This is a genomic window from Paenibacillus sp. FSL K6-1096, from assembly GCF_037977055.1.
Taxonomy (GTDB): domain Bacteria; phylum Bacillota; class Bacilli; order Paenibacillales; family Paenibacillaceae; genus Paenibacillus_AQ.
The window spans coordinates 6,545,832-6,565,483 of sequence record NZ_CP150274.1 but is presented as its reverse complement, the minus strand read 5'-3'; the positions used below and the strand labels follow the sequence as shown (position 1 = coordinate 6,565,483).

At 54.1% G+C, this 19,652-nt stretch carries 21 protein-coding genes; 4 read left to right on the top strand and 17 right to left on the bottom strand.

Annotation, left to right across the window (positions count from 1 at the left end; all coding sequences use genetic code 11):
• Positions 1 to 41 precede the first annotated feature (41 nt).
• The 8 genes from MHI24_RS28710 to MHI24_RS28675 all read right to left on the bottom strand — a co-directional run bounded on the left by MHI24_RS28710 (position 42) and on the right by MHI24_RS28675 (position 8,882).
• Positions 42 to 1,367, bottom strand: coding sequence for an extracellular solute-binding protein (locus MHI24_RS28710; protein WP_340022973.1), 1,326 nt, complete (start codon positions 1,365 to 1,367; stop codon positions 42 to 44).
• A 191-nt stretch (positions 1,368 to 1,558) separates the two neighbouring features.
• Positions 1,559 to 3,334 carry a sensor histidine kinase gene (locus MHI24_RS28705; protein WP_340022972.1) on the bottom strand — a complete coding sequence of 592 codons (1,776 nt, stop codon included), beginning with the start codon at positions 3,332 to 3,334 and terminating at the stop codon, positions 1,559 to 1,561.
• 5 nt (positions 3,335 to 3,339) lie between these two features.
• Positions 3,340 to 4,884: a response regulator transcription factor gene (locus tag MHI24_RS28700; protein ID WP_340022971.1), complete on the bottom strand. Its 1,545-nt coding sequence runs from the start codon at positions 4,882 to 4,884 to the stop codon at positions 3,340 to 3,342.
• 404 nt (positions 4,885 to 5,288) lie between these two features.
• Positions 5,289 to 5,732: a GNAT family N-acetyltransferase gene (locus MHI24_RS28695; RefSeq protein ID WP_340022970.1), complete on the bottom strand. Its 444-nt coding sequence runs from the start codon at positions 5,730 to 5,732 to the stop codon at positions 5,289 to 5,291.
• A gap of 12 nt (positions 5,733 to 5,744) precedes the next feature.
• Positions 5,745 to 6,182 (bottom strand): hypothetical protein, encoded by a 438-nt coding sequence (locus MHI24_RS28690; RefSeq protein ID WP_340022969.1) that lies wholly within the window; start codon positions 6,180 to 6,182, stop codon positions 5,745 to 5,747.
• A 35-nt stretch (positions 6,183 to 6,217) separates the two neighbouring features.
• Positions 6,218 to 6,751, bottom strand: coding sequence for an AAA family ATPase (locus MHI24_RS28685; RefSeq protein ID WP_340022968.1), 534 nt, complete (start codon positions 6,749 to 6,751; stop codon positions 6,218 to 6,220).
• A 153-nt stretch (positions 6,752 to 6,904) separates the two neighbouring features.
• Positions 6,905 to 8,311, bottom strand: coding sequence for an NAD-dependent malic enzyme (locus MHI24_RS28680; protein WP_340022967.1), 1,407 nt, complete (start codon positions 8,309 to 8,311; stop codon positions 6,905 to 6,907).
• A gap of 79 nt (positions 8,312 to 8,390) precedes the next feature.
• Positions 8,391 to 8,882 carry a hypothetical protein gene (locus MHI24_RS28675; RefSeq protein WP_340022966.1) on the bottom strand — a complete coding sequence of 164 codons (492 nt, stop codon included), beginning with the start codon at positions 8,880 to 8,882 and terminating at the stop codon, positions 8,391 to 8,393.
• A 134-nt stretch (positions 8,883 to 9,016) separates the two neighbouring features.
• Here MHI24_RS28675 and MHI24_RS28670 point away from each other — a divergent pair, with 134 nt between their 5' ends.
• From MHI24_RS28670 to MHI24_RS28660, 3 genes are all read left to right on the top strand, one after another.
• Positions 9,017 to 10,009 (top strand): acryloyl-CoA reductase, encoded by a 993-nt coding sequence (locus MHI24_RS28670; RefSeq protein WP_340022965.1) that lies wholly within the window; start codon positions 9,017 to 9,019, stop codon positions 10,007 to 10,009.
• A 155-nt stretch (positions 10,010 to 10,164) separates the two neighbouring features.
• Positions 10,165 to 11,613: a prolyl oligopeptidase family serine peptidase gene (locus tag MHI24_RS28665; RefSeq protein WP_340022964.1), complete on the top strand. Its 1,449-nt coding sequence runs from the start codon at positions 10,165 to 10,167 to the stop codon at positions 11,611 to 11,613.
• 36 nt (positions 11,614 to 11,649) lie between these two features.
• Positions 11,650 to 12,057: a MerR family transcriptional regulator gene (locus MHI24_RS28660; RefSeq protein ID WP_340022963.1), complete on the top strand. Its 408-nt coding sequence runs from the start codon at positions 11,650 to 11,652 to the stop codon at positions 12,055 to 12,057.
• An 85-nt stretch (positions 12,058 to 12,142) separates the two neighbouring features.
• Here MHI24_RS28660 and MHI24_RS28655 read toward each other — a convergent pair whose 3' ends face one another.
• From MHI24_RS28655 to MHI24_RS28635, 5 genes are all read right to left on the bottom strand, one after another.
• The gene (locus MHI24_RS28655) at positions 12,143 to 12,928 is read right to left on the bottom strand and encodes a cupin domain-containing protein (protein ID WP_340026826.1); all 786 of its coding nucleotides are present in this window, start codon (positions 12,926 to 12,928) and stop codon (positions 12,143 to 12,145) included.
• A 166-nt stretch (positions 12,929 to 13,094) separates the two neighbouring features.
• Positions 13,095 to 13,658 carry a YfiT family bacillithiol transferase gene (locus MHI24_RS28650; protein ID WP_340026825.1) on the bottom strand — a complete coding sequence of 188 codons (564 nt, stop codon included), beginning with the start codon at positions 13,656 to 13,658 and terminating at the stop codon, positions 13,095 to 13,097.
• Between the two features lie 26 nt (positions 13,659 to 13,684).
• The gene (locus tag MHI24_RS28645; protein ID WP_340022962.1) at positions 13,685 to 14,383 is read right to left on the bottom strand and encodes an HAD family hydrolase; all 699 of its coding nucleotides are present in this window, start codon (positions 14,381 to 14,383) and stop codon (positions 13,685 to 13,687) included.
• A 30-nt stretch (positions 14,384 to 14,413) separates the two neighbouring features.
• A complete protein-coding gene (locus MHI24_RS28640; RefSeq protein WP_340022961.1) occupies positions 14,414 to 15,154 on the bottom strand; it encodes a GTP pyrophosphokinase family protein in 741 nt (246 codons plus the stop codon).
• Positions 15,155 to 15,339: 185 nt separating this feature from the next.
• A complete protein-coding gene (locus MHI24_RS28635) occupies positions 15,340 to 16,374 on the bottom strand; it encodes an HD domain-containing phosphohydrolase (RefSeq protein WP_340022960.1) in 1,035 nt (344 codons plus the stop codon).
• A 503-nt stretch (positions 16,375 to 16,877) separates the two neighbouring features.
• Here MHI24_RS28635 and MHI24_RS28630 point away from each other — a divergent pair.
• Positions 16,878 to 17,177 (top strand): Dabb family protein, encoded by a 300-nt coding sequence (locus MHI24_RS28630; protein WP_340022959.1) that lies wholly within the window; start codon positions 16,878 to 16,880, stop codon positions 17,175 to 17,177.
• On the opposite strand, the gene lepB is transcribed toward MHI24_RS28630, so the two are convergent.
• The 4 genes from lepB to pgsA all read right to left on the bottom strand — a co-directional run bounded on the left by lepB (position 17,174) and on the right by pgsA (position 19,650).
• The gene (gene lepB, locus MHI24_RS28625; RefSeq protein ID WP_340022958.1) at positions 17,174 to 17,671 is read right to left on the bottom strand and encodes a signal peptidase I; all 498 of its coding nucleotides are present in this window, start codon (positions 17,669 to 17,671) and stop codon (positions 17,174 to 17,176) included. The genes MHI24_RS28630 and lepB overlap by 4 nt on opposite strands.
• Before the next feature lie 25 nt (positions 17,672 to 17,696).
• Entirely contained in the window at positions 17,697 to 18,098 is a 402-nt protein-coding gene (locus MHI24_RS28620; protein WP_340022957.1) for a DUF4265 domain-containing protein, read from the bottom strand.
• Positions 18,099 to 18,159: 61 nt separating this feature from the next.
• Complete coding sequence (locus MHI24_RS28615; protein WP_340022956.1) at positions 18,160 to 19,032, bottom strand: SDR family oxidoreductase; 873 nt, start codon at positions 19,030 to 19,032, stop codon at positions 18,160 to 18,162.
• 15 nt (positions 19,033 to 19,047) lie between these two features.
• Entirely contained in the window at positions 19,048 to 19,650 is a 603-nt protein-coding gene (gene pgsA, locus MHI24_RS28610; RefSeq protein WP_340022955.1) for a CDP-diacylglycerol--glycerol-3-phosphate 3-phosphatidyltransferase, read from the bottom strand.
• Between the last annotated feature and the right edge of the window lie 2 nt (positions 19,651 to 19,652).

Below are 19,652 nucleotides of genomic sequence, written 5' to 3'. Positions count from 1 at the left end.
GCTGCCGGACACGCCCAAGGCCCACTGTGTTCAGAACCTGACTATTTAATCTGTGACTCGGCTTGAGCCTGAGCATCGTTCAGCACGCTGTCAATATCCTTGCCGTTCAGATAATTCTGCATCTCTACAATCAGGATGTCTTCAATCGCATACGTGTTGATTCCGTAATTGACGCTGGGGATCTGCTCCGTCCAGGCCGCGAAATCCGCTACCACCTTTTGGCCGCTGAAGAATTCATTACCCTGGCTGTAAGCCTCTCCGCCCGCAGCCGCTTTGAAGGTACCAATAACACCGATGTCCGTGAGCAGCTTCTGGTACATTTCCACATTCGAGCCGAAGGTCTTCGCCATGAAGTCCGCTGCCGTCTCCTTGCCGTCCACATTCATGACATACCAGGAGCTGCCGCCTAAGTTCGACGCATGAACAGATTCGTTCGCAGTCAGCTTAGGAAGCGGTGCAATGCCCCACTTGCCGGATTGGGACGCTTCCGCCGTAATCGAAGGGGTGATCCAGTTGCCTGTCGGCACGGAGGCTACATCGCCGCTGTTCAGAGCGGCCACGAATTGGCTCCAGTCCGCATGCACCTTGGCTACGTTAGATTCAGTCAGCTCCTTATAGATTTCAAAAGCTTCCTTAAGCGGCGCATTACCCGCCAGATTCGGCGTCTTGCCGTCTTCCTTCAGATACCACTCGCCTGCGGATTGAATCATCACCCGGATCAGCCCGAGGTCGTTCGGGTCCAGCGTAATCAGCGCCTTGCCCGTTTTCTCTTTCACGGCTTTGCCAATTTCAATATATTGCTTCCAGTCAATATCCTGCAGATCAGCCAGCTTGTAGCCTGCCTGCTCCAGATAGTCCGTTCTGACATAGAGTCCGGTGACGCCAGAGTCAAAAGGAACCCCGTACTGCTTCCCGTCCAGACTGGTCGGCCCGCTTTTGTAATCTGCGAAGTCAGCGCCCTTGATCGAGCTGCTCAGATCGTAGAAGGAATCCTTGTAGGACTGGAGGAAGCTCTGGGAACGGTAATCCTCAATCAGCACGATGTTCGGCAGACCCTTGGTGGTCCCGGAATTCAACCCCGTGTTCAGCTTCTGGATAATATCCGCCTGGGCGTATTCCACAATGTTAATGTTCACATCCGGGTTCGTCTTGGCATATTCGGCCTTGGCTACTTCTAATGCAGCAATGTTAAAAGCAGGGTCCCAAGCCCAAATCGTAATTTCCTTCGCCTGTGCAGGCTCTGAAGCTGCTGTATTCTCTGTCTTTCCAGCATCCGCTCCGCTGCCGGTGTTCTTGGAGCCGGAGTTCGAGCTGCAGGCCGTAAGCAGAAGCAGGCAAATCAGGACTAACGCAAAGCCTTTTTTCATTGGTAAGCCTCCCCTTTGATGCGCTTTACTGTCTCCCGCTTGAATGTAAGCGCTTATTTACATAAATAATCTTATCACCCGCCCCCGGGGACCCGTTAGAACTTACTTTATGGGGATTGGTCATTATTTCGCCTGATTGTAAGCGCTACCCTGTCTGCCGTTTGTTCTTTTTTTGGAAAATGGTAATAATCTCACTCCTTCATCAGGGGCAGGCGGATTCGGATCGCGGTCCCCTCGTCTGGGGTACTCTTAATAGTGACTCCATACTCTTCGCCGTACATCAGCACCAGCCGGTCATGCACATTGCGGATACCGATTCCGGTGAACAGCTGGCGCTTCGCCGCCAGGCCGGACATGGGCAGATCTGCTGCTCCGGTGTCCATCCCGTCCCCGTTGTCAACCACCTCACAGAGCAGAGATCCGGCATCCCGGGAGATGAGGATATGGATATATCCGCCGCTTTTGCGCGTGAACGCATGGAAGAAGGCATTCTCAATAAACGGCTGAATAATCAGCTTCGGCAGGTGGTATTCCATACAATCCGGGGAGACGAAGAAATTCACCCTGATCCGTTCGCCGTACCGCACATGGTTGATGAACACATAAGACTTCAGATTCTCCAGCTCCTGCGCCACGGTAATGCTCTCACTGACATTGCTCAGTGCGTTCTGCAGCATCGAGATCAGCGCATGAATCGTCTGCACCGCCTTCTCCTGACTGCCCTGCTGCACCAGGAATTTCACCGAGGCCAGCGTATTGTACAGAAAATGCGGGTTAATCTGATGCTGCAAGGCCGCAAGCTCGGCATTCCGCTGCTCCTTCTGCGTCTCCACCAGCTTCTCGACATATTCATTTAGCTCATCCAGCATATAGTTATAGGCATGGCCCAGCTCCTGAACTTCAAAGCTGCCCGTAACCGTAATGTAATTGTGGAAGTTACGCTCGGTGATTTTGGACATCTGCCGGGTAAGCAGCGTGAGCGACCGGGTCAGCCTTCTGAAGATTAGGAACACTACGATCAGGGCCACGGCCACGATGGCTGAGCAGAACAGCACGACCATTTTACCGTTAACCATCTGGCCGAGGGCCGTCTGCTTATCGATCAGGTTCACAATATAGAAATCATAAGACGGCAGGTAATCCGCAATCAGAATCGAATCGGTCCCCTGGAAATCAATGTTCTGGTAAGCAAGCTGCTGCTCCTCAATCTCCCTCGCCACCTGCAACAGATCCACTGCCTGCCGGCCCATCAGCTCACTTCGGTTACTGGATACAATAACTCCCTGCTTATTGAGAATTGCCACATCGTTCCCGTTACTGACAAAGCTCCCGTAGAAGGAGCGGAAATCCTGTTCATGAATGGTAAAATACAGCGTCCCGTATATATCGCCGCTCGTCCGGTCCATCAGCGCCTTGCTGCCCACGATCATCGCCTGCTTCTGCGGCGAATCCTGCACCGTCTCCTCATAGAACTGGTACATCAGCCGTTTCGGCTCAGCCAGCGTATTCCGTGTCAGCTCATGCTGCTCAAGCTCGCGGTCACTCATCAGCAGATTGTTCGTGTTGGTGGAGTAGCTGCGGCCGTTTTTGCCCAGGATTTTGATCCCAACCTGGTAGGCATCGAGCGTAGATTGGATCTTCTTCATCTGCGTGGTCATGTTGTAATAGGTCCGCAGCATCCGCAGGGAGTCCGAGTCCTCCTCACTCAGGAAGGAGCGGATGGTGCCGCTTAGCTGGGTATTGTTGGTGGCCGTTACGACCGAGTAATGAAAAGCTTCAAAGCTCGCCTTAATCTGGCTGATCACCTTGGAATTCGTAATGCTGAACGTATTCATGAACAGCTTTTCCGACATACGGACAGTCGTCCAGGAGGAGGCGATGGCTACGGCGATGATGCTGAACAGCATGACGATGAAGATTTTGATAAACAGGCTGTGGAATTTGAACCGCTCCCAGTATCTGCGCATATACTCTACTCCTGCCCGTAATACTGACGCCGGTAGCCGCTGGGGGATAAGCCGTAATACTTCTTGAACACTTTGCAAAAATAGCTGTGGTCCCCGTACCCGACCATACTGCTAATCTCCGCTATAGGCGCCTCCCCGGCCCGCAGCAGCTCTGCCGCCTTGCCTGTGCGGACCGTGTTCAGATGCTCCTTGAAGCCTTCGTGATTATAGGTCGTGAACAGGCTCGACAGATACGAAGGATTGAAATGAAAATGACGGGCCAGCTCCGTTAGGGTCAGCGGCTCAGTATAATGCTCTTCTATGTACTGAAGCAGCCTCGTCATATTGGTATTGCCGCCCGGTGCAGCCGCTGCCGATGAAGTCAGCTCCATAATCCGGGCCAGGTAATCATCCAGTATCTGCATGGCCTGCTCTGCCGTAACCGCTTCATCGACGGCCCGGAACAGGCCGTATTTGCCATCCTCCAGCTCCGGCAGATGGCTGAATTGATTCGTAATATTGAAGATGATATTGCCCAGGAAGGACTTGAACTGATACACATCCCCGTCATCCCGGCGGCTGAGCGCAGCCACATGCTGATGCAGGTCACCGAATGCTTCCGCCAGTTGCTGCCGCTTCAACTGGTCTGTGAACTGCGTAAGATTGAACTTGGGCAGTGGAGTCTCCTGAACTGACTGTTCTCCTTGGACGAGCAGGATCTGATCCGGCCTGAAGAACCGGCACTGCTGTAGTCTCGCATTGCTCTCCTGCTGGACGGCCGCCAGTTCGCTGAGCGAACTGAATCTCCGGCTTAATGTCAGCCTAATTTCTGTTTCTTGCCCGGCCAGTGTATCGGCCAAGTGGTTTACAGCCTCCAGCAGCTGCGGCCAATGGGCCTCCGGCAGATTAAGCAGCATGTAAGTAGTCCCCGGTGGCTCTGTGCCTGGAAGAACGCAGGGCACCAGTCCCGGAACACGCTTGCGTAGTTCTCCGCTAATGGTAGTGATGGCGGCGGCTTGCTGTGCCAGCTCCCAGCCCAGCAGCGCGAAGCCTTCATACGGAAGCTGCCGCTTCACCTCCGCTTCGCCCTCCGGCGGCAGCCGGTAACCGGACAGCATCCGGCCGAGCAGGCTATCCAGCGGCTGCGCGGCTGCCTCCGTTTGTCCTCCGGCTTCACTCAGTTCCGGGATGCGTTCCCGGGTCATTTTTAACACCTGCAATAAGGCTCCGGCTTCCAGCTTCGGCTTCAGAATATAATCCGCCACCCCATGCTGGAACGTCGAGCGCACATAATGGAACTCGCTGAAGCTGCTTAACACAATTACCTGGGTAGCCGGATAATCGCGCTTCACCAGCCGGGTGAACTCCTCGCCATCCATCACCGGCATGACAATATCCGTAAGGATGATATGCGGCTGCAGGGTCGGCAGCGAATCCAGCGCTTCCCGCCCGTTAGCCGCTTCGCCCACAATCTGGAATCCTTCCTGCTCCCAGTCCAGCACATATTTAATCCCTTGCCGCACCAGGACTTCATCGTCCACAATCAGCACCTTGCATATTGGCTTCAACATTCTCCCTCTGCCTCCCGTAGTAGTTGTGACCTCTGACCGGCCCACATATGAACGGATTATAAAGCGCTATCATAAGGCTGGTCAAACAAAATAACCCCACAAAGTGGGGGCTTTAGCGTAGATGATCACTCAGATACTTTGCGGGGACCCCAAAACATATAAGCGGGGAAGCTATCCCGGTCTCTTTCCTGAGTGTATTATGTACAACAGAATAGGAGCATACGCCCCTCAGAACACATTCTAATGTATTTGCTGCAACAGATTTTCTCAAACCTGCTCATTTCAGGCCGAATCCCAACATTCTAATGTATGAAGTACAACAGAAGGTGTAAACACGATGGTTTCTTGGCTTTTGGTTGTACAAAATGCAATAGGAGTCTTAGCCAAGGTAACGGGCTCTAATGCTAATGCGAGCTAAGATGCTTCCGGTACCCCTCGACCTTCTCCTCCCTGTACCCCATTGCCTCATAGAAAATATGTGCTTCCTTCCGCTTCTCCCCGGACACGAAAATGATGTAATAGCAGTCCCGCTCATGCGCAACCGCTTCAATGGCGGTCATCAGCTTCTTGCCGAGACCCTGCCGCCGGGCGCGTGATGACACGACCACATTCTCAATGACCATGAACGGGCGGCAATCGCCGACCAGGTCCTGGCAGACAATCCCCATCAACGAGCCCAGCAATTCCCCGTCTACAAAAGCACCCAGCAGCACATAACGGTCATCCTCCCGGATCTTCCGAAAAGCGCTTTCCAGCTTCACCGGGTCCGTCGGCGCGCCCATTAATTCATGGTAGAGTGTGTTCAATGCTTCCAGCGATTCAAATCCGATTGGTTCGATGGTTATCATGGCCGGTGCCTCCTACTTCTCATTCTTCAGCTCAAACTCCTCTTTCTGCCCGTCCCATTCGACAGTGACTTTAATGACGGAATCCTCATATTCAAAAGCAGCATTTCCATATCCCTCCATATGCAGCATATTTATGCGCACAGGACCTTCCTCCATCCGGCTGCTGCTTCTGCCCATACCTTTGAAGCCATATTTGAACTGCTTGATTTCTCCCAGATCCGACTGTTTACCTTTGTAGTGGAGGTCAAACGTGTATCTGTTGGAGGTTTCGCTTTTCACTTTCTCTTTCTTCGTAATCAGCTTCCGGCTGGCCTCCTGCTTATATACCCCCGACCAGATCTCCCCCTCACCCTTGAAGGTATAATTGTAATGAGTCGTTTCCGTATTGCAGGACGTAAGCAGCAGAAGCAGAATTACGGGTAGCAACAGCGCATGCAGCATCTTTCTCATGGTCAGCCCCCTTTTCCCATCGATTGAGTCAGGCGTTAACGTGACATGTATTGCAGTACGGCCTCTACCCGTTCCTCCACCGTAAGATCCTCTTCCAGCCGCAGCAGATCACAGCTTAGACCAGCCATCCACTCCTCATGCAGCATCCGGCTGCGGACCTCCATTCCGCCCGTATCGTACTGCGCCGCCCAATCAATGAAGCTCTCAACATCCTCATATTTAGCGCCGCCCGGCAGACCCTCATCCCCGTAACGTTCATACTCCCGCGCCCGCAGCCGCTGCAGGCGAAGCTCCTCCGGAATCCACAAGAATATCACCAGGTCAAAAGTGTCCCGCAGCGGATCACCCCAGCCGCAGAGTGCACCGGACAGAATCCACGGCTCATTCCGCTTCAAGTCCGCCTGTATTCTGCTCAGACGTGCGGCAACATCGCTCTTGATGCTGTATTTCTGTTCCCAGTAGTAGTCGTCACTGTCCAATTGAACATGCGGAAGCCTCGCGGCCAGCGCCTGGCCCAAGGTAGTCGTTCCCACCCCGGAAGCTCCCATGATATGAATTCTGCGGTACATAGCCCCTCCTGTGTTGTTAGATCTTTGGTTTCGTTTGTATATTTTACCATGCTAACCTTGGGTTGTGAACCAAACAGCCTGATTCCGCCCAAGCAAACCAAGCCGCAGCCTCCAGGCCGCAGCTTGTTCACCTTCCAGATAGTTGCCTGTCCCTCAGCCCACATCCGGCGGAATGCGCCGGGCGATGCCGGTGGCAATCGCGGCCTGGATCACAGCAAGACGCACCTGCTCCACTACCTTCTCATTGAAAATACTCGGAATAATGTACTGCTCATTCCGTTCATCCGGGTGAACCACGGCGGCAATAGCCTGTGCCGCTGCCAGCTTCATCTCCTGATTCACCGTCTTCGCCCGGCAGTCCAGCGCGCCGCGGAAGATTCCCGGGAAGCACAGCACATTATTGATCTGGTTCGGGTAATCGCTTCTTCCGGTCGCCAGCACCCGCACATAAGGCTCGGCCAGCTCCGGATCGATCTCCGGGGTAGGATTGGCCATGGCAAAAACGATGCGGTCCGGGGCCATACTTTCCAGGTGACTCACCTGCAGAATTCCGCCTCTGGACACTCCGATGAACACATCTGCTCCGCGCACCGCCTCATCCAGCCCGCCGCTCAGATTCTCGGGATTCGTGGCTTCGGCCAGCCAGCTCCATTCGGAATTGTCGTAGCTCTCGTTCCGGTTCAGTATCCCTTCCCGGTCCACCGCATAGAGCTGCTTCGCACCCGCCGCCAGCAGCAGACGGCAGACCGACACGCCAGCCGCCCCGATGCCGACAACCACGATTCTGGAGTCCTCCAGCGTCTTGCCCACCACCTGGAGCGCATTCAGCAAGCCAGCCAGCGCAACAACCGAGGTCCCATGCTGGTCATCGTGGAAGACCGGAATATCCAGCTCCTCCTCCAGCCGCCGCTCAATCTCGAAGCAGCGCGGGGAGCTGATATCCTCCAGGTTGATGCCGCCGAAGCCGGGCGCAACCGCTTTCACAATCCGGATGATTTCTTCCGGGTCCTTGGTGTCCAGACATAGCGGAAAAGCATCAATGCCCGCAAGCTGCTTGAACAGCATCGCCTTGCCTTCCATCACCGGCATCGCCGCCTCCGGCCCGATATCGCCCAGTCCAAGCACAGCGGTGCCGTCGGAGACCACCGCTACGGTATTTCTTTTCATCGTCAGGGAGTAGGCCTTGCCCGGATCTTCAGCAATCGCAGTGCAGACGCGGGCCACACCAGGAGTATAGACCCGGGACAGATCCTCGCGGTTCTTGATCGGCATCTTCGGAGTTACCTCGATTTTGCCGCCGAGATGGGCCAGGAAGGTACGGTCAGAGACGTTAATCACCCTGATCCCCGGCATATTCTTGAGCACGTTAATGATCTCTTCATTCGCCGCATCCTGCACATTCACGGTCAGGTCACGGGTGGTCACATCCTGGCCGCCGCGTATAACGTCGATCGCGACAATATCACCGCCGGCAGCGGCCAGCCTGGACGCCACATCTCCAAAAGAAGCCTCGGACTTACGGATTTCGAGCCGGATAATCATCGTTGTTGCAATGGACATAGCATGAACCTCCTTCGAGTGACGGATCTTTCTCTATCACTATACTACAGTTCACACGATGTACATAATTATACCTGCTTTAGTCCAGAATTTCCCAATGCTCTGCCAGCTTCAGCAGCTTGGCTTCAGCAGTTCCGTCATCCTCTCCAAGCACCTTGGCCTCAATGTAATAGGTGACGGTGAGGTCCTGCTCATGCTTGTCCGGACGCTGAACACACAGCCAATAATAAGTCACCGCAGGCGCAGGAAGAGCGGCGCTGCCCTCCTGTATGAACTTGATCAGCTCCCCTTCTCCGGCTGGAGCCGTTACCGGCTTCCTCCACAATACCTCCGTGTGGTTAGGGATGCTGATATGCTTATCGGGGAGGTTCTGCTGGCCAAGGGTCAGCTCCAGCTGATCCACAGTTACTGTATCCGGCCCCTGCAGATAGCGCACAGGCTCTTCCCCGCTTAGCCGCAGCCGCTGCGCGGCGGGCTCAGCCTCTGATCCCATATTCCCGTAGAGCACTCCGCCGCCCAGTAGCAGACAGACCACAAGTGCCAGGACGATTTTACGCCAATTGTTTCTCATATGCTTGCTTTTCTCCTTTCCAGCGCTATGTAATGTGTAGGATATCATTGCCGTCCTGAAGTTGACCGGTCAGAATAAATAGGGTATAACCGAATAACTGATGTACAAGTCAAGTACAGATAAGGAGATTATCCATGACTAACCAATTTCAAGCTCTCGTAGTAAACAACACCGAACCGTTCTCTGTAGAGGTCAAGCCGCTGTCCCTGGAGGAACTGCCTGCCGGAGAGGTGCTAATCAAGGTCGCTTATTCCAGTGTAAACTATAAAGACGGATTGGCAAGCATTCCGAATGGTAATATTGTGCGGACTTACCCTTTTGTCCCTGGAATTGACCTGTCAGGAACAGTAGTGTCCTCAGCCGACAGCCGCTTCAAGGAAGGACAGCCTGTCATAGCTACCAGCTACGGCATCGGCGTCTCCCATTTCGGCGGCTTCAGCGAATATGCGCGTATTCCTGCAGACTGGATCGTTCCTCTGCCGGAGGGCCTGACCCTGCGGGAAGCGATGATCTACGGCACAGCCGGCTTCACGGCCGCCATGTCTGTCCAGGCGCTGGAAGCGCAGGGGTTGGCTCCAGGTAAAGGCAAAGTGCTCGTCACCGGAGCCACCGGCGGTGTCGGCGGCGCGGCTACCGCCATCCTGGCGAAGCTGGGCTATGCGGTCACTGCCAGTACAGGCCGAACCGAAGAAGCCGGTTATCTGCAAAAGCTGGGCGCAGCGGAGGTCATCTCCCGCGAGGAGGCGGGCAGCAGCAGCGGGAAGCCGCTGGATAAGCAGCTCTGGCAGGCCGCCGTGGATTCTGTCGGCGGCGCTCCGCTGGCCGCTGTGCTGAGCAGAATCGCCTATGGCGGTGCGGTAGCGGCAAGCGGCTTAACCGCAGGCACCGCCGTGCCTGCGACCGTATTGCCGTTTATTCTGCGCGGGGTCAGCCTGCTGGGCATTGATTCTGTGAACTTCCCTATGGAGAAGCGGACGCCGCTCTGGCAGCGTATGGCTGGCGATATGAAGCCTGAATCGCTTGACCTGCTGGTGGACCGCGAGATTACGCTCGATGCGCTGCCTGCCGCGCTGGCGGATATTCTCCGTTCGAACACCCGGGGCCGCGTGCTGGTCCGCCTGTCATAGACTAACCTTGTACTGCTCACGGCAGCCCGTTCTGGATTTCAGAATGGGCTGCCGTTTTTTTTGGTCTGGGCCGCAGATAGTTAAGACTTGACCTTGAAGTATACTTCAACCTCTATACTTGCCTTATTCCAAATGAATAAGGTGGAGATTAACCTATGAGAACTTTCGAGATCGTAGTTATAGCTGTGATTCTTGCCGTTACAGCGGGAATAATAGGCATGAAGCCGCAGCGGCGGCTTGATGCAGGGATGCTCTTGATTCTGCTGACAGCCCTGGGATTGCATGGCGGATTGGAGCATGTCCGCATCCAGATGGCTCCGGCCTATGCCGCCGCACTGGGGCTGCTCATGCTTCTGGGCTTCAGACTTTTGAGGCAGAACCGGCGCAGCCGCCCCAGGAAGTCCAAGCGGCTATGGACAAGCCTGCTGCTGGCCGCAGTTCTACTCCTGTCCGGTATATCCGTATACGCAAGCAGGCTGTTGCCCGTGTTCACCCTGCCTGAGCCGACCGGACACTATGCTATAGGAACGGTTGCCCGGGAGCTTACCGATGAGAACCACGACGAAACTAAGGGTCCGGGCGGCAAACGGAAGCTGATGATCAATGTCTGGTATCCGGCCGATCCTGCCCAGACATTAGGGAAGCCGAAGGAGCATTACCCTTCCGCCCTTGGGGAAGCAATCAGCCTGGTATTCGGACTGCCCAAGCAGCTGTTCAGCCATGTCACCGGCATCCCTACCCATGTCACTGGTAACGTAGAGCTATCTGCTGAAGAGGCCAGCTATCCGGTGCTGCTGTTCTCGCCGGGCATCCGCTCCACCCGGTTTCAGAGCATGTCTGTCATTGAAGAATTAGTCAGCAATGGCTATGTCGTGGTGGGGATCGATCATCCCTACACCTCAGCCAAGGTCACCTATACGGATGGAGATTCGGCCTATTATGAGCCTGACCCCGAGTTCGGTACGTCAGCCGAACTGTACAACCATAATGTGAAGGGAATCGCCATCCGTGCGGCGGATGCCAGCTTTGTAATGGATACCCTGGAGGCCTGGAATGCCCAGGACCCCGATGGCCTGTTCCAGGGCAGACTGGACCTCAGCCGGGCAGGGATATTCGGACATTCTTACGGCGGAGCAACCACTGCTGAAGCTCTTGCCCAAGACCCGAGGTTCAAGGCAGGCGTCAGTCTGGAGGGAGCCTTCTGGGGTAAGGTTGCCAAGACCGGGCTGAAGCAGCCGTTCATGTATATGATGTCCGGCGATATCGCACAGAAGCTGGCCCAGACCGGCCCGCAGACGGACCCGCTGCTCTTCGAAGAATTCACTCCGGACCTGAAGTCCGTTATGGCGCGAAGCACGGCAGACACCTATTTTCTGACGGTCGATCACTATATTCATCAGAGCTTCACGGACATTGCCCTGCTGTCGCCTTCATTATTCGCCAACGGCCTTGATCCGGTGCATGCTGTAGATATTAGCAGATCGTATGTACGGGCCTTTTTCGACCAGTATCTGAAGGATGAGCCGCAAGCGCTGCTGGCAGGTCCGGCGGCAGCGTACCCGGAAGTGACATTTGACCCGGCCTATACGCACAAGAGACAATAGCCTTAGACCACTTGCAAGCAAAGGAGGAACGGCCAAATGGAAGGAATGACCCGCGGCGAGCTGGCCCGGCAGGCCGGACTGAGCCCGGCAGCCATCCGGTACTATGAAGACAGCGGCGTCCTGCCTGTTCCGGAGCGGAGCGCAAACGGCTACCGGCTCTACTCTGCCGATGATCTGGTGAAGCTGAAGTTCATCAAGGACGCCAAGTCGCTTGGATATTCACTGAAGGAAATCCAGGCAGCGCTCGCCCTACTCGGCTCCAGGATGGATGAAGAGCATCTGAAGGAGCTTGTCCGCGGCAAAATCAGCGAAATCGATGAGAAGATTGCCTCTCTGCGCTCGATCCAGGACATGCTGGCGGGTCTGCTGCTGACGCCTCAGGATGAGATCCGGAACTATCTGAAATCTTTCCAGTCCACCGGCAGCAAGGGTGCAGACAACTAATTCCTTAAGCCTGTAAAAAGGACAGCGGCGTTTAAGCATGCCTTCGCATGATTACACCGCTGTCTCTTTTTTCTCCCAGATGCTTCTATTCTGTTCCGGCCTCATTGACGGCTTGTGAATATGCAGGGGGAACAGGCTGGCGGTAGGGCTGGGCATACGGCTGCGCATAATAACCGTGTACAGGCATCGGCTGATACCCGAAGGACTGCGGGGAGGGCTGCGAATACATGTAGGGTGACATGTTGGCATTGGCCATCATGGGAGCCAGATTGGCATTTGGCATCATTGGGGCCATGGAGGCGGGAACCAGATTGGCATTGACCATTGTCCCGGCGGCATTCGGCATGGGCGGACAGCAATCCGCAGGCGGGCCAATGAAGGTCTTCGGCTTCACCGGAGCCAGCGCTTCCTTGACCAGTGCTTCATTCAGACAGTACGTATGGGCCAGCACATTGGCTGGTGTCAAGCTCAGCAGATCCGAGCCGAGGATCACTTCAGGTGTAGGCGCATCGAAGATAGCCAGCAGGTGGGTGCAGTCCACCGTCGCTATCTCATAATGCCACCAGCCCTGCGGCACATTGGCCACCTGCCCCGGAGTGATCGGGAAATGCAGCAGCTCATTCGTGAACGGGTTGATCAGTGATACTACGGCTTCGCCGGAGATGCAATAGACCAGCTCAGCGGCATTCTGATGGTAATGCGGCTCCACTACATTGGACTTGCTGAGAAAAATATCAAGCAGCGACGTATTCTCCAGGGTGTTCAGATTTTTGACGCCCAGCAGGTTGATGTAGTTGCATTCATCCTTCTTGAATAACGTATTGCAATTGAGATCAAACGTAAACTGTGTATCGGGTGACGTATAGTCCATATAAGAGGTCACGCTAATCCTTCCCTTCTCCGAGAGGCCATATTTTATCCTTCGCGATAAGATATGTATCCGCCCATGCCCAGGTGACGATGAAATGCAGCCCACGCCTAATAAAAAGCTACAAAATAAGACGGCGGGAACCCCCGTCCGTCTGTTCACCATTCAATTACCAGCCGCTGCGCCGGATTAATGCTGTAATCTGCGCGGTATGATGGCGGCTGTGCCAGATGTACCGCTCTACGGCGGTATCCAGTGTCATCGCCCCCAGTCCTCCGCTGACAAAGGTACGGTCATAATCCGCAGGCGTCAGGGAGTGCAGCAGGCGTGCGAACCGCTGATTCAACAGCTCGATCAGTTCAAGTGAGGTGGACGCCGGCTCTTCTGAATAATCGCTCTGCTCCGCCCACAGATCCTGCCTGTAGCTTGGCACCTGCGGCGCATCCTCGGTCAGCCCCCGTTTGAAGCGCAGGTAGCCATACATGCCGGTATCGGCAAGATGATGCACCACCTGCTTCACGGTCCAGCCGCCCGGCCGGTAAGATGTCTCCAATTGCTCCGCCGTCAGCGGCTCTACCGCTGCCCTTAACCCGGCTGCCAGCTGCTCAATAACCGCTATCGATTCTCTCCGCGCCTCTGCCGTAGGCTTCTCTTGAGAAGCCGCAAATCGGCCAATCGGATACTTCAACAGCTCCAGTTCCTGCTCGTCGGAATTATGGTTCACTTCGGTCATCTTCACTCACGTCCCCTTTACAATGATTAATTGGTCCCGGACTGCTTGCCGCACAACAATGTATAGACTTCATCCAGCGTCTCCGCTGTGTAATCCGGCTTGACCTCATGCTGCCATTGCTGCCCGTCCCGGTTAAGCCAGCAGGAACGGATGCCTGCTCTGGCCGCACCCAGAATATCTGCAGCCGAGTCTCCGATATGGAGAATCTGCCCCGGCTCCACTCCATAATGGGCAATCACCTCAGTGAACATCCGGTTCTGGCTGTCATTCTTGTAGGACTGATAGGCCTCAGAGGTGAACAGGGTAATCGGATAATTCCGGTAGAATTCAGGGAGCATAAGCTCATCTGTATCACTGACAATGCACACCTGATACTCCCCGCAAATCCGCTCCAAGAAGGCCAAGGTATCGGCGTACATCTCAGACAGCCGGTGCTGGGCGAACAGGTTATCCACAGCCTGCGTGCTATCATAATCCAGGCCATATTTTTGTGAAATACTCTGAAACCCTATGTAATAAATCTCCCGGCTGCTGATAAAAGTACCGGCCTCCCGGGCAGCCGATGCTGCGGTATAGTAACCCTTCAGCAATTGGCTGCCCAGCTCCAGCGACCGTGCTTCACTGAACTCCTGCTTCAGAAGCGGCTTCCAGACTTCAGCCCTTCTGCCCTGAATATTCACCAGAGTCTGGAACATGTCCAGACTAATGATCCTGAATGGCTGCATAGCCCTATCCCCTTCTCCTATCCGCCGCCGCTATTCCGTCAACAGCTTCACAAAATTAGCCGGCAGTTTCATCTGCTGATTGTTCAGAATAATCTCCTTCAGACCTGAGAGTGTATCCTCTTCCTCCTGAGAGTCTTTGATCTGCTGGATCTCACGGTGCAGCCGCTCCATCTGCAGGTCAAGCTCATACGCCCTGTCCGCTGCATTCTTCAGCTCACGGGTCAGATGCTCGGGGACCGCCTGGCTGTATTTATAGAAAATTTTATGCTCCAGACTGGCCCAGAAATCCATAGCAATCGTACGGATCTGCACCTCGACACAGACATGCTCCTGGCAGTCCGACATGAAGACGGGAACCTCCACCAGCAGATGCAGGCTCTGATAGCCGTTCGGCTTCGGGTTCTTAATGTAATCCTTAACGGCCAGCACCTTGAGATCATCCTGCTTCTGCAGCATGGCGCTAACCTGATAGATATCGGAAATAAACGAGCACGTAATGCGGAGCCCGGCAATGTCCTTAATGCTGGAGCGGATCTGCGGGAGGGAGAGCTCGCTGTTTTTGCGCAGCATTTTATTCATAATGCTCTCGGGGGACTTGAGGCGGGACTTGGTATGCTCTATCGGGCTATAGTCATGGAGGAGCTGGAATTCCTCTTTGAGGATATCAATCTTGGTCTCCATCTCTGCAAGGGCGAACTTGTAGATCATCATGAAGCGGGTGATCTCATGCTTGATCTGCTTCAACTTCTCCAATTGGTTATCGGTATTCATCTGCATTTCTCCTTCTGCCATCTGCTGTCTATCATTAATCATAGCCAATCTATCACGTGAATTCAAACTCTCCAGCACACCTTTCCTGTTCGCGCAAAAAGACCAGACCATCCGCTGAGGACAATCTGGCCGTTTCCGTAAACCTGGATACCGGTAATGCTTATACTGCTTCTTACGGCTGTCTCTTAATTCAAAACCTCTTCTATAGACAAGCTGCGCTCACGCGACAAATCCCGGAAGCCCTCGCCCACTTTGACGAGCGGCTTGAACAGATCCAGCGGGTTATTCATGATAATCTGGCCCACTTCTCCGTTGCTGAGCTGGACATTCTTGCCCACGAAGCTTGGCAGCAGATGTCCGGTAAGCGCCTGCACCACCCGCTCGTTCAGCTTGCCGAAGCCCATCTCATGCACCTTACGCAGCACCGTGACCAGCCCCTGCTTGGGACGGTTCTGGGTTGAGGTGGTAAGCGACATATAGATGTTGGCGACCGAAACGATCTGGGCATACGGATGAATCTCCTGCTTGTGCAGCTGCTTCGGATACCCCGTGCCATCCTCATATTCATGGTGCTGAAGGGCTACCAGTGCAGTAACCTCATCCAGCCCGGAGCCGCGGATCAGATCATAGCCATAGGAGGTGTGGCGCGCCAGCTCCTCCGTCTCAGCTTCCGTCAGCAGACCCTGCTTGTTGAGAATGGACAGGGGCACCCGGCTTTTGCCGATATCATGCAGGTAGCCTGCACGGCTGATCTGGTAACGCTCCTCCTTGGAGTAACCCATCCACGCGGCAATATAATAGGATAATAAGCCCACCTGCAAAGAGTGGTGATATGTATCGATGTCATCCCGGTCCAGCAGAAGGAGCAGGGAGACGACGTCCTTTTGCCCGGCCAAGGTGTCCAGAAGCGGCTTCAGCGTGTCATCCACGGCGGACCGGGTGAAGCTGCCCTTCGTCAACGCTTCCAGAAAAATAGCCTCATAATTCAGAATCGCCACGTCAAAATCATCATGCAGCCCGTGGCTGGGCTCCGGTTCAGCGTCTGTATGCTGCCTGCTGCGCGGCTCGATATCCACGTAATCGATTTTATGCCGGATCAGGATACTGATCTCTTCCCGCTGCACCTGTGTTCCCTTGGGGAGAACATGCAGCCCTACACCGTTGAAAGTGTCTGCCATAAGACAATCGCCGTGCTTAAGATCTGTGACATGTACCTTCAAGTTTCAGCACCCCTTTAATTTATAGGAATATTCCAATATGCTCCACTTGATCATATTCAACAGACCCGCCCGGCCACAATCCGGTGAAAGTCACAAACTGCGTGCAATCTAGTTCCAGAGAATCCCTGCCTTTAGACGCCTTTCCATATTCTGTTCAGAGCCATCTGACAAATTTCTTGTATTTCAGCCTGATTCCGTTCTCTTCCGCCCAGATTATCAGTCTCTTCATCGCCGCTGCCGGGTCTTCTGTGAACCTGAAGCAGAGATGAACCGGGACAATCCGCTTGCCGGCAGGCAATATTCCTACTATTGAACCATCTATGCAAATGACCTTGATCTCTGACGCAGCGATACGATTTTTGCGAATAATAAGCGAATCTGTCCCCCACTCAAGCTGGTGATCGCTATGGAATTTCCGGTCATCATGTTTTTCTCCCTCCGTCCAATTTGTAGTATAATCGCTAATGCAGTCCAACACCTTTTGAAGGAGGATCTGATCCAATATGTATGAGCATCTCGTCGTCTTCCGCTTCAATGAGCAATATGAACCAAGCCGGGAGCAGGACCTGGTACAAGCACTGCTGGCGCTGAAAAAGCAAATCCCCGGCATTGTTGAACTAACGGCAGGCGTTAATGTGACCGAGGAGCAGGAGAATGTCCACGGCTATACGCTGGGGCTCCGCGTGACCTTTGAGAATCAGGAAGCCCTGCGTGCCTACGGGCCGCATCCGGCCCATCAGAAGTTCGTGTCCTTGCTGGAGGGAATCCTGGAGAACGTTGTGGTGGTAGACTACCCGATTTAGAACAACTGGTTCACATCGAACAGTACTTTGCCGATCAGCTGGTCCTTTGCAACAAACGGAGTGCTCCACAGATGGCCGTCATAGCTTATATTGCGGTTGTCACCCAGGAAAAAATAATGCTCTGCGGGAACGGTGACCGGCCCGAAGGTGTAGGTCATCTTTTCCTGCAGGTATGGCTCATCGACCGCCTCATGGTTACGGTACAGGGTGCCATCCTTGATCTCAATCACATCGCCCGGCAGTCCGATCAGCCGTTTCACATAGCGCTTTTGCGCATCTTCGGCTACCGGCGGATGGAACACCACGATGTCTCCGTGCTTGAGCGAGGTATTCCAGAGCATTTTGTCTACTACGAGCCGGTCGTTAATCGCTATAGTCGGAATCATCGAGCCGGTAGGCACCCGCATCGCTTCTGCAACGTAGGTCCGGATAAATAAGGACAGAATAATACCAATGGCAATACTAGGCACCCATTGCTTCAAGAATTTCTTCAATTTCCTTCACCTCAGGTTCATATAATTAGCCTTCAAAATGCTCTATGATCCGCGACATTTCCTGCTCCGCATCCACAGCCGAGTGCTTCGGCAGATGAATCACCAATAGACCGCCGAAGATCTGCTCCCATCTGCCCTCATGCTCTTCCACCCGCTTCGTGAAGCTGCGGATCTCGCCGGAAGCCGCCGCCTCTTTGCTGAGCAGCCAGGCATGGCGGACAAGCCCGGATTTTTTCACCGTTTCAATGTAATAGTTAATGCCTTGGTGTTCTCTAACCCGGATAATGTCACCCAGCGCTATCCCCGGGTTAAAAATCGGCGTCTCCTCAATCCGGTAGGTATCCGTAGCGATCCGGGTCACATCCAGAACCTCAATCTCCCGGCCTTGCTCATCGAAGCATATATGTAAATCAACCGTCCCCGGCAAAAACATACCTCCTGTTCATTTCATGGTTCTTATTCCGGCTCAATACCTCATAGCCCTATGCTCACTTCATTGCCCGCAGTGATTTCGAGATGATGCCCTCCAGCACCTTCCAGGGAATCAGAGCCTTGCCGATCATCAGCACCCGCGAGCCCTTGCCTACAGGATACCGCAGCCTCGGCGCACGCTTCGCTGTAATACGTGCAATCAGATCAGCCACCTCCTGCGGATCGGGAGCTGTCTCTGCCGAGCGGCGCGAATAGCGCAGCACCTCTTCCAGCCTGGCCCGGTAGGGTGACCCTTCAGGGCTATGGATACCGGCAATGCCCTTGCCCCAGATCGGCGTCCGGAAGGAGCCCGGTTCAACAAGCACAACCCGCACACCGTAAGACAGCATCTCCTGCCGCAGACTCTCGCTGAAGCCCTCCACCGCGAACTTGGAGGCGGCATAGGGAGCATACCCGGGGAAGCCGGTCAGACCGCTGACACTGCTCACGTTAATAATCAGGCCGCTTCTCTGTGCCCGCATGAAGGGGAGCACCGCCTTCGTTACGGCAATGAGGCCGAAGAAGTTGGTCTCCATCTGCCGGCGCCAGGTCTCCATGCTCACTTCCTCCACGAAGCCGCCCACGGCAAAGCCGGCGTTGTTCACCAGGACATCAATTCTGCCGGCCAGTTTAATAGCCGATTGAACAGCTGACGCAACCGAAGCTTCATCTGTGACATCCAGTGCCAGCAGATGCAGACGCTCCCGAATACCGGCCTGTTCAGCTTGCTGAACAAGCTCATTTTTGCGCTCCAGATCGCGCATCGTGGCAAAGACCCGGTAGCCTCTGCGGGCCAGCGTCAGTGCGGTCAACAGCCCGAAGCCGCTGGAGGTGCCGGTGATGAGTGCGACCGGATCATGCCCATGGGACGGGCCCGGATTAGAGTACATGTTGCGCCTCCTTCTTTAACGATCTGATGAATGATGCTCTAGCTTTAGCAGATGATAGTTATTATTAATATAATTGTAGCCTGAGTATACGGTTATGGCTAATGCACCATACATCAGGGTCAGGTCCACAGGAAAGGAGGTGAACAAACTGAACGGGACATTATTCAAAAGAATAGCAGAGATAGCAACAACTTGCATTACCATTTTCCATTTCCCGTATTTGTCGGCTGCCAAAGCTACCTTCTGCGCTGAAGCGGCGATACGGACGCCCATCATTATAACTTCCCTCGCCAATATCAAAAAAGCAATCCAAGATGGAATCATATGCAGACTAACCATTAAAATCAACGCGGCGGCAACAAGCAATTTGTCTGCGAGCGGATCAAGAAGCTTCCCTAAATTGGTAGTCTGATTATATTTTCTCGCAATATATCCATCCAGTTTATCCGTTATAGAAGCCACAATAAAAACCATTGCTGCATAGAAGACACCGTGTACCTGCAAATACGCGAGGATTGAGAACTGGTTGACCCATGCTTCCGGATAAATGGGAAACAAGGCAATGAACAGGGGAATCAGCAATATTCTGAATAAAGTGATACGGTTAGCTAAATTCATCT

Bases quoted from the DNA above. Each gene is read 5' to 3' on its own strand.
- MHI24_RS28685 (WP_340022968.1), bottom strand. From the start codon at position 6,751: ATGTACCGCAGAATTCATATCATGGGAGCTTCCGGGGTGGGAACGACT.
- MHI24_RS28655 (WP_340026826.1), bottom strand. From the start codon at position 12,928: ATGGACTATACGTCACCCGATACACAGTTTACGTTTGATCTCAATTGC.
- MHI24_RS28660 (WP_340022963.1), top strand. From the start codon at position 11,650: ATGGAAGGAATGACCCGCGGCGAGCTGGCCCGGCAGGCCGGACTGAGC.
- MHI24_RS28615 (WP_340022956.1), bottom strand. From the start codon at position 19,032: ATGTACTCTAATCCGGGCCCGTCCCATGGGCATGATCCGGTCGCACTC.
- MHI24_RS28665 (WP_340022964.1), top strand. From the start codon at position 10,165: ATGAGAACTTTCGAGATCGTAGTTATAGCTGTGATTCTTGCCGTTACA.
- MHI24_RS28690 (WP_340022969.1), bottom strand. From the start codon at position 6,182: ATGAGAAAGATGCTGCATGCGCTGTTGCTACCCGTAATTCTGCTTCTG.
- MHI24_RS28630 (WP_340022959.1), top strand. From the start codon at position 16,878: ATGTATGAGCATCTCGTCGTCTTCCGCTTCAATGAGCAATATGAACCA.
- MHI24_RS28675 (WP_340022966.1), bottom strand. From the start codon at position 8,882: ATGAGAAACAATTGGCGTAAAATCGTCCTGGCACTTGTGGTCTGTCTG.
- MHI24_RS28710 (WP_340022973.1), bottom strand. From the start codon at position 1,367: ATGAAAAAAGGCTTTGCGTTAGTCCTGATTTGCCTGCTTCTGCTTACG.
- MHI24_RS28695 (WP_340022970.1), bottom strand. From the start codon at position 5,732: ATGATAACCATCGAACCAATCGGATTTGAATCGCTGGAAGCATTGAAC.
- MHI24_RS28680 (WP_340022967.1), bottom strand. From the start codon at position 8,311: ATGTCCATTGCAACAACGATGATTATCCGGCTCGAAATCCGTAAGTCC.
- pgsA (WP_340022955.1), bottom strand. From the start codon at position 19,650: ATGAATTTAGCTAACCGTATCACTTTATTCAGAATATTGCTGATTCCC.
- MHI24_RS28650 (WP_340026825.1), bottom strand. From the start codon at position 13,658: ATGACCGAAGTGAACCATAATTCCGACGAGCAGGAACTGGAGCTGTTG.
- MHI24_RS28705 (WP_340022972.1), bottom strand. From the start codon at position 3,334: ATGCGCAGATACTGGGAGCGGTTCAAATTCCACAGCCTGTTTATCAAA.
- MHI24_RS28700 (WP_340022971.1), bottom strand. From the start codon at position 4,884: ATGTTGAAGCCAATATGCAAGGTGCTGATTGTGGACGATGAAGTCCTG.
- MHI24_RS28645 (WP_340022962.1), bottom strand. From the start codon at position 14,383: ATGCAGCCATTCAGGATCATTAGTCTGGACATGTTCCAGACTCTGGTG.
- MHI24_RS28670 (WP_340022965.1), top strand. From the start codon at position 9,017: ATGACTAACCAATTTCAAGCTCTCGTAGTAAACAACACCGAACCGTTC.
- MHI24_RS28640 (WP_340022961.1), bottom strand. From the start codon at position 15,154: ATGAATACCGATAACCAATTGGAGAAGTTGAAGCAGATCAAGCATGAG.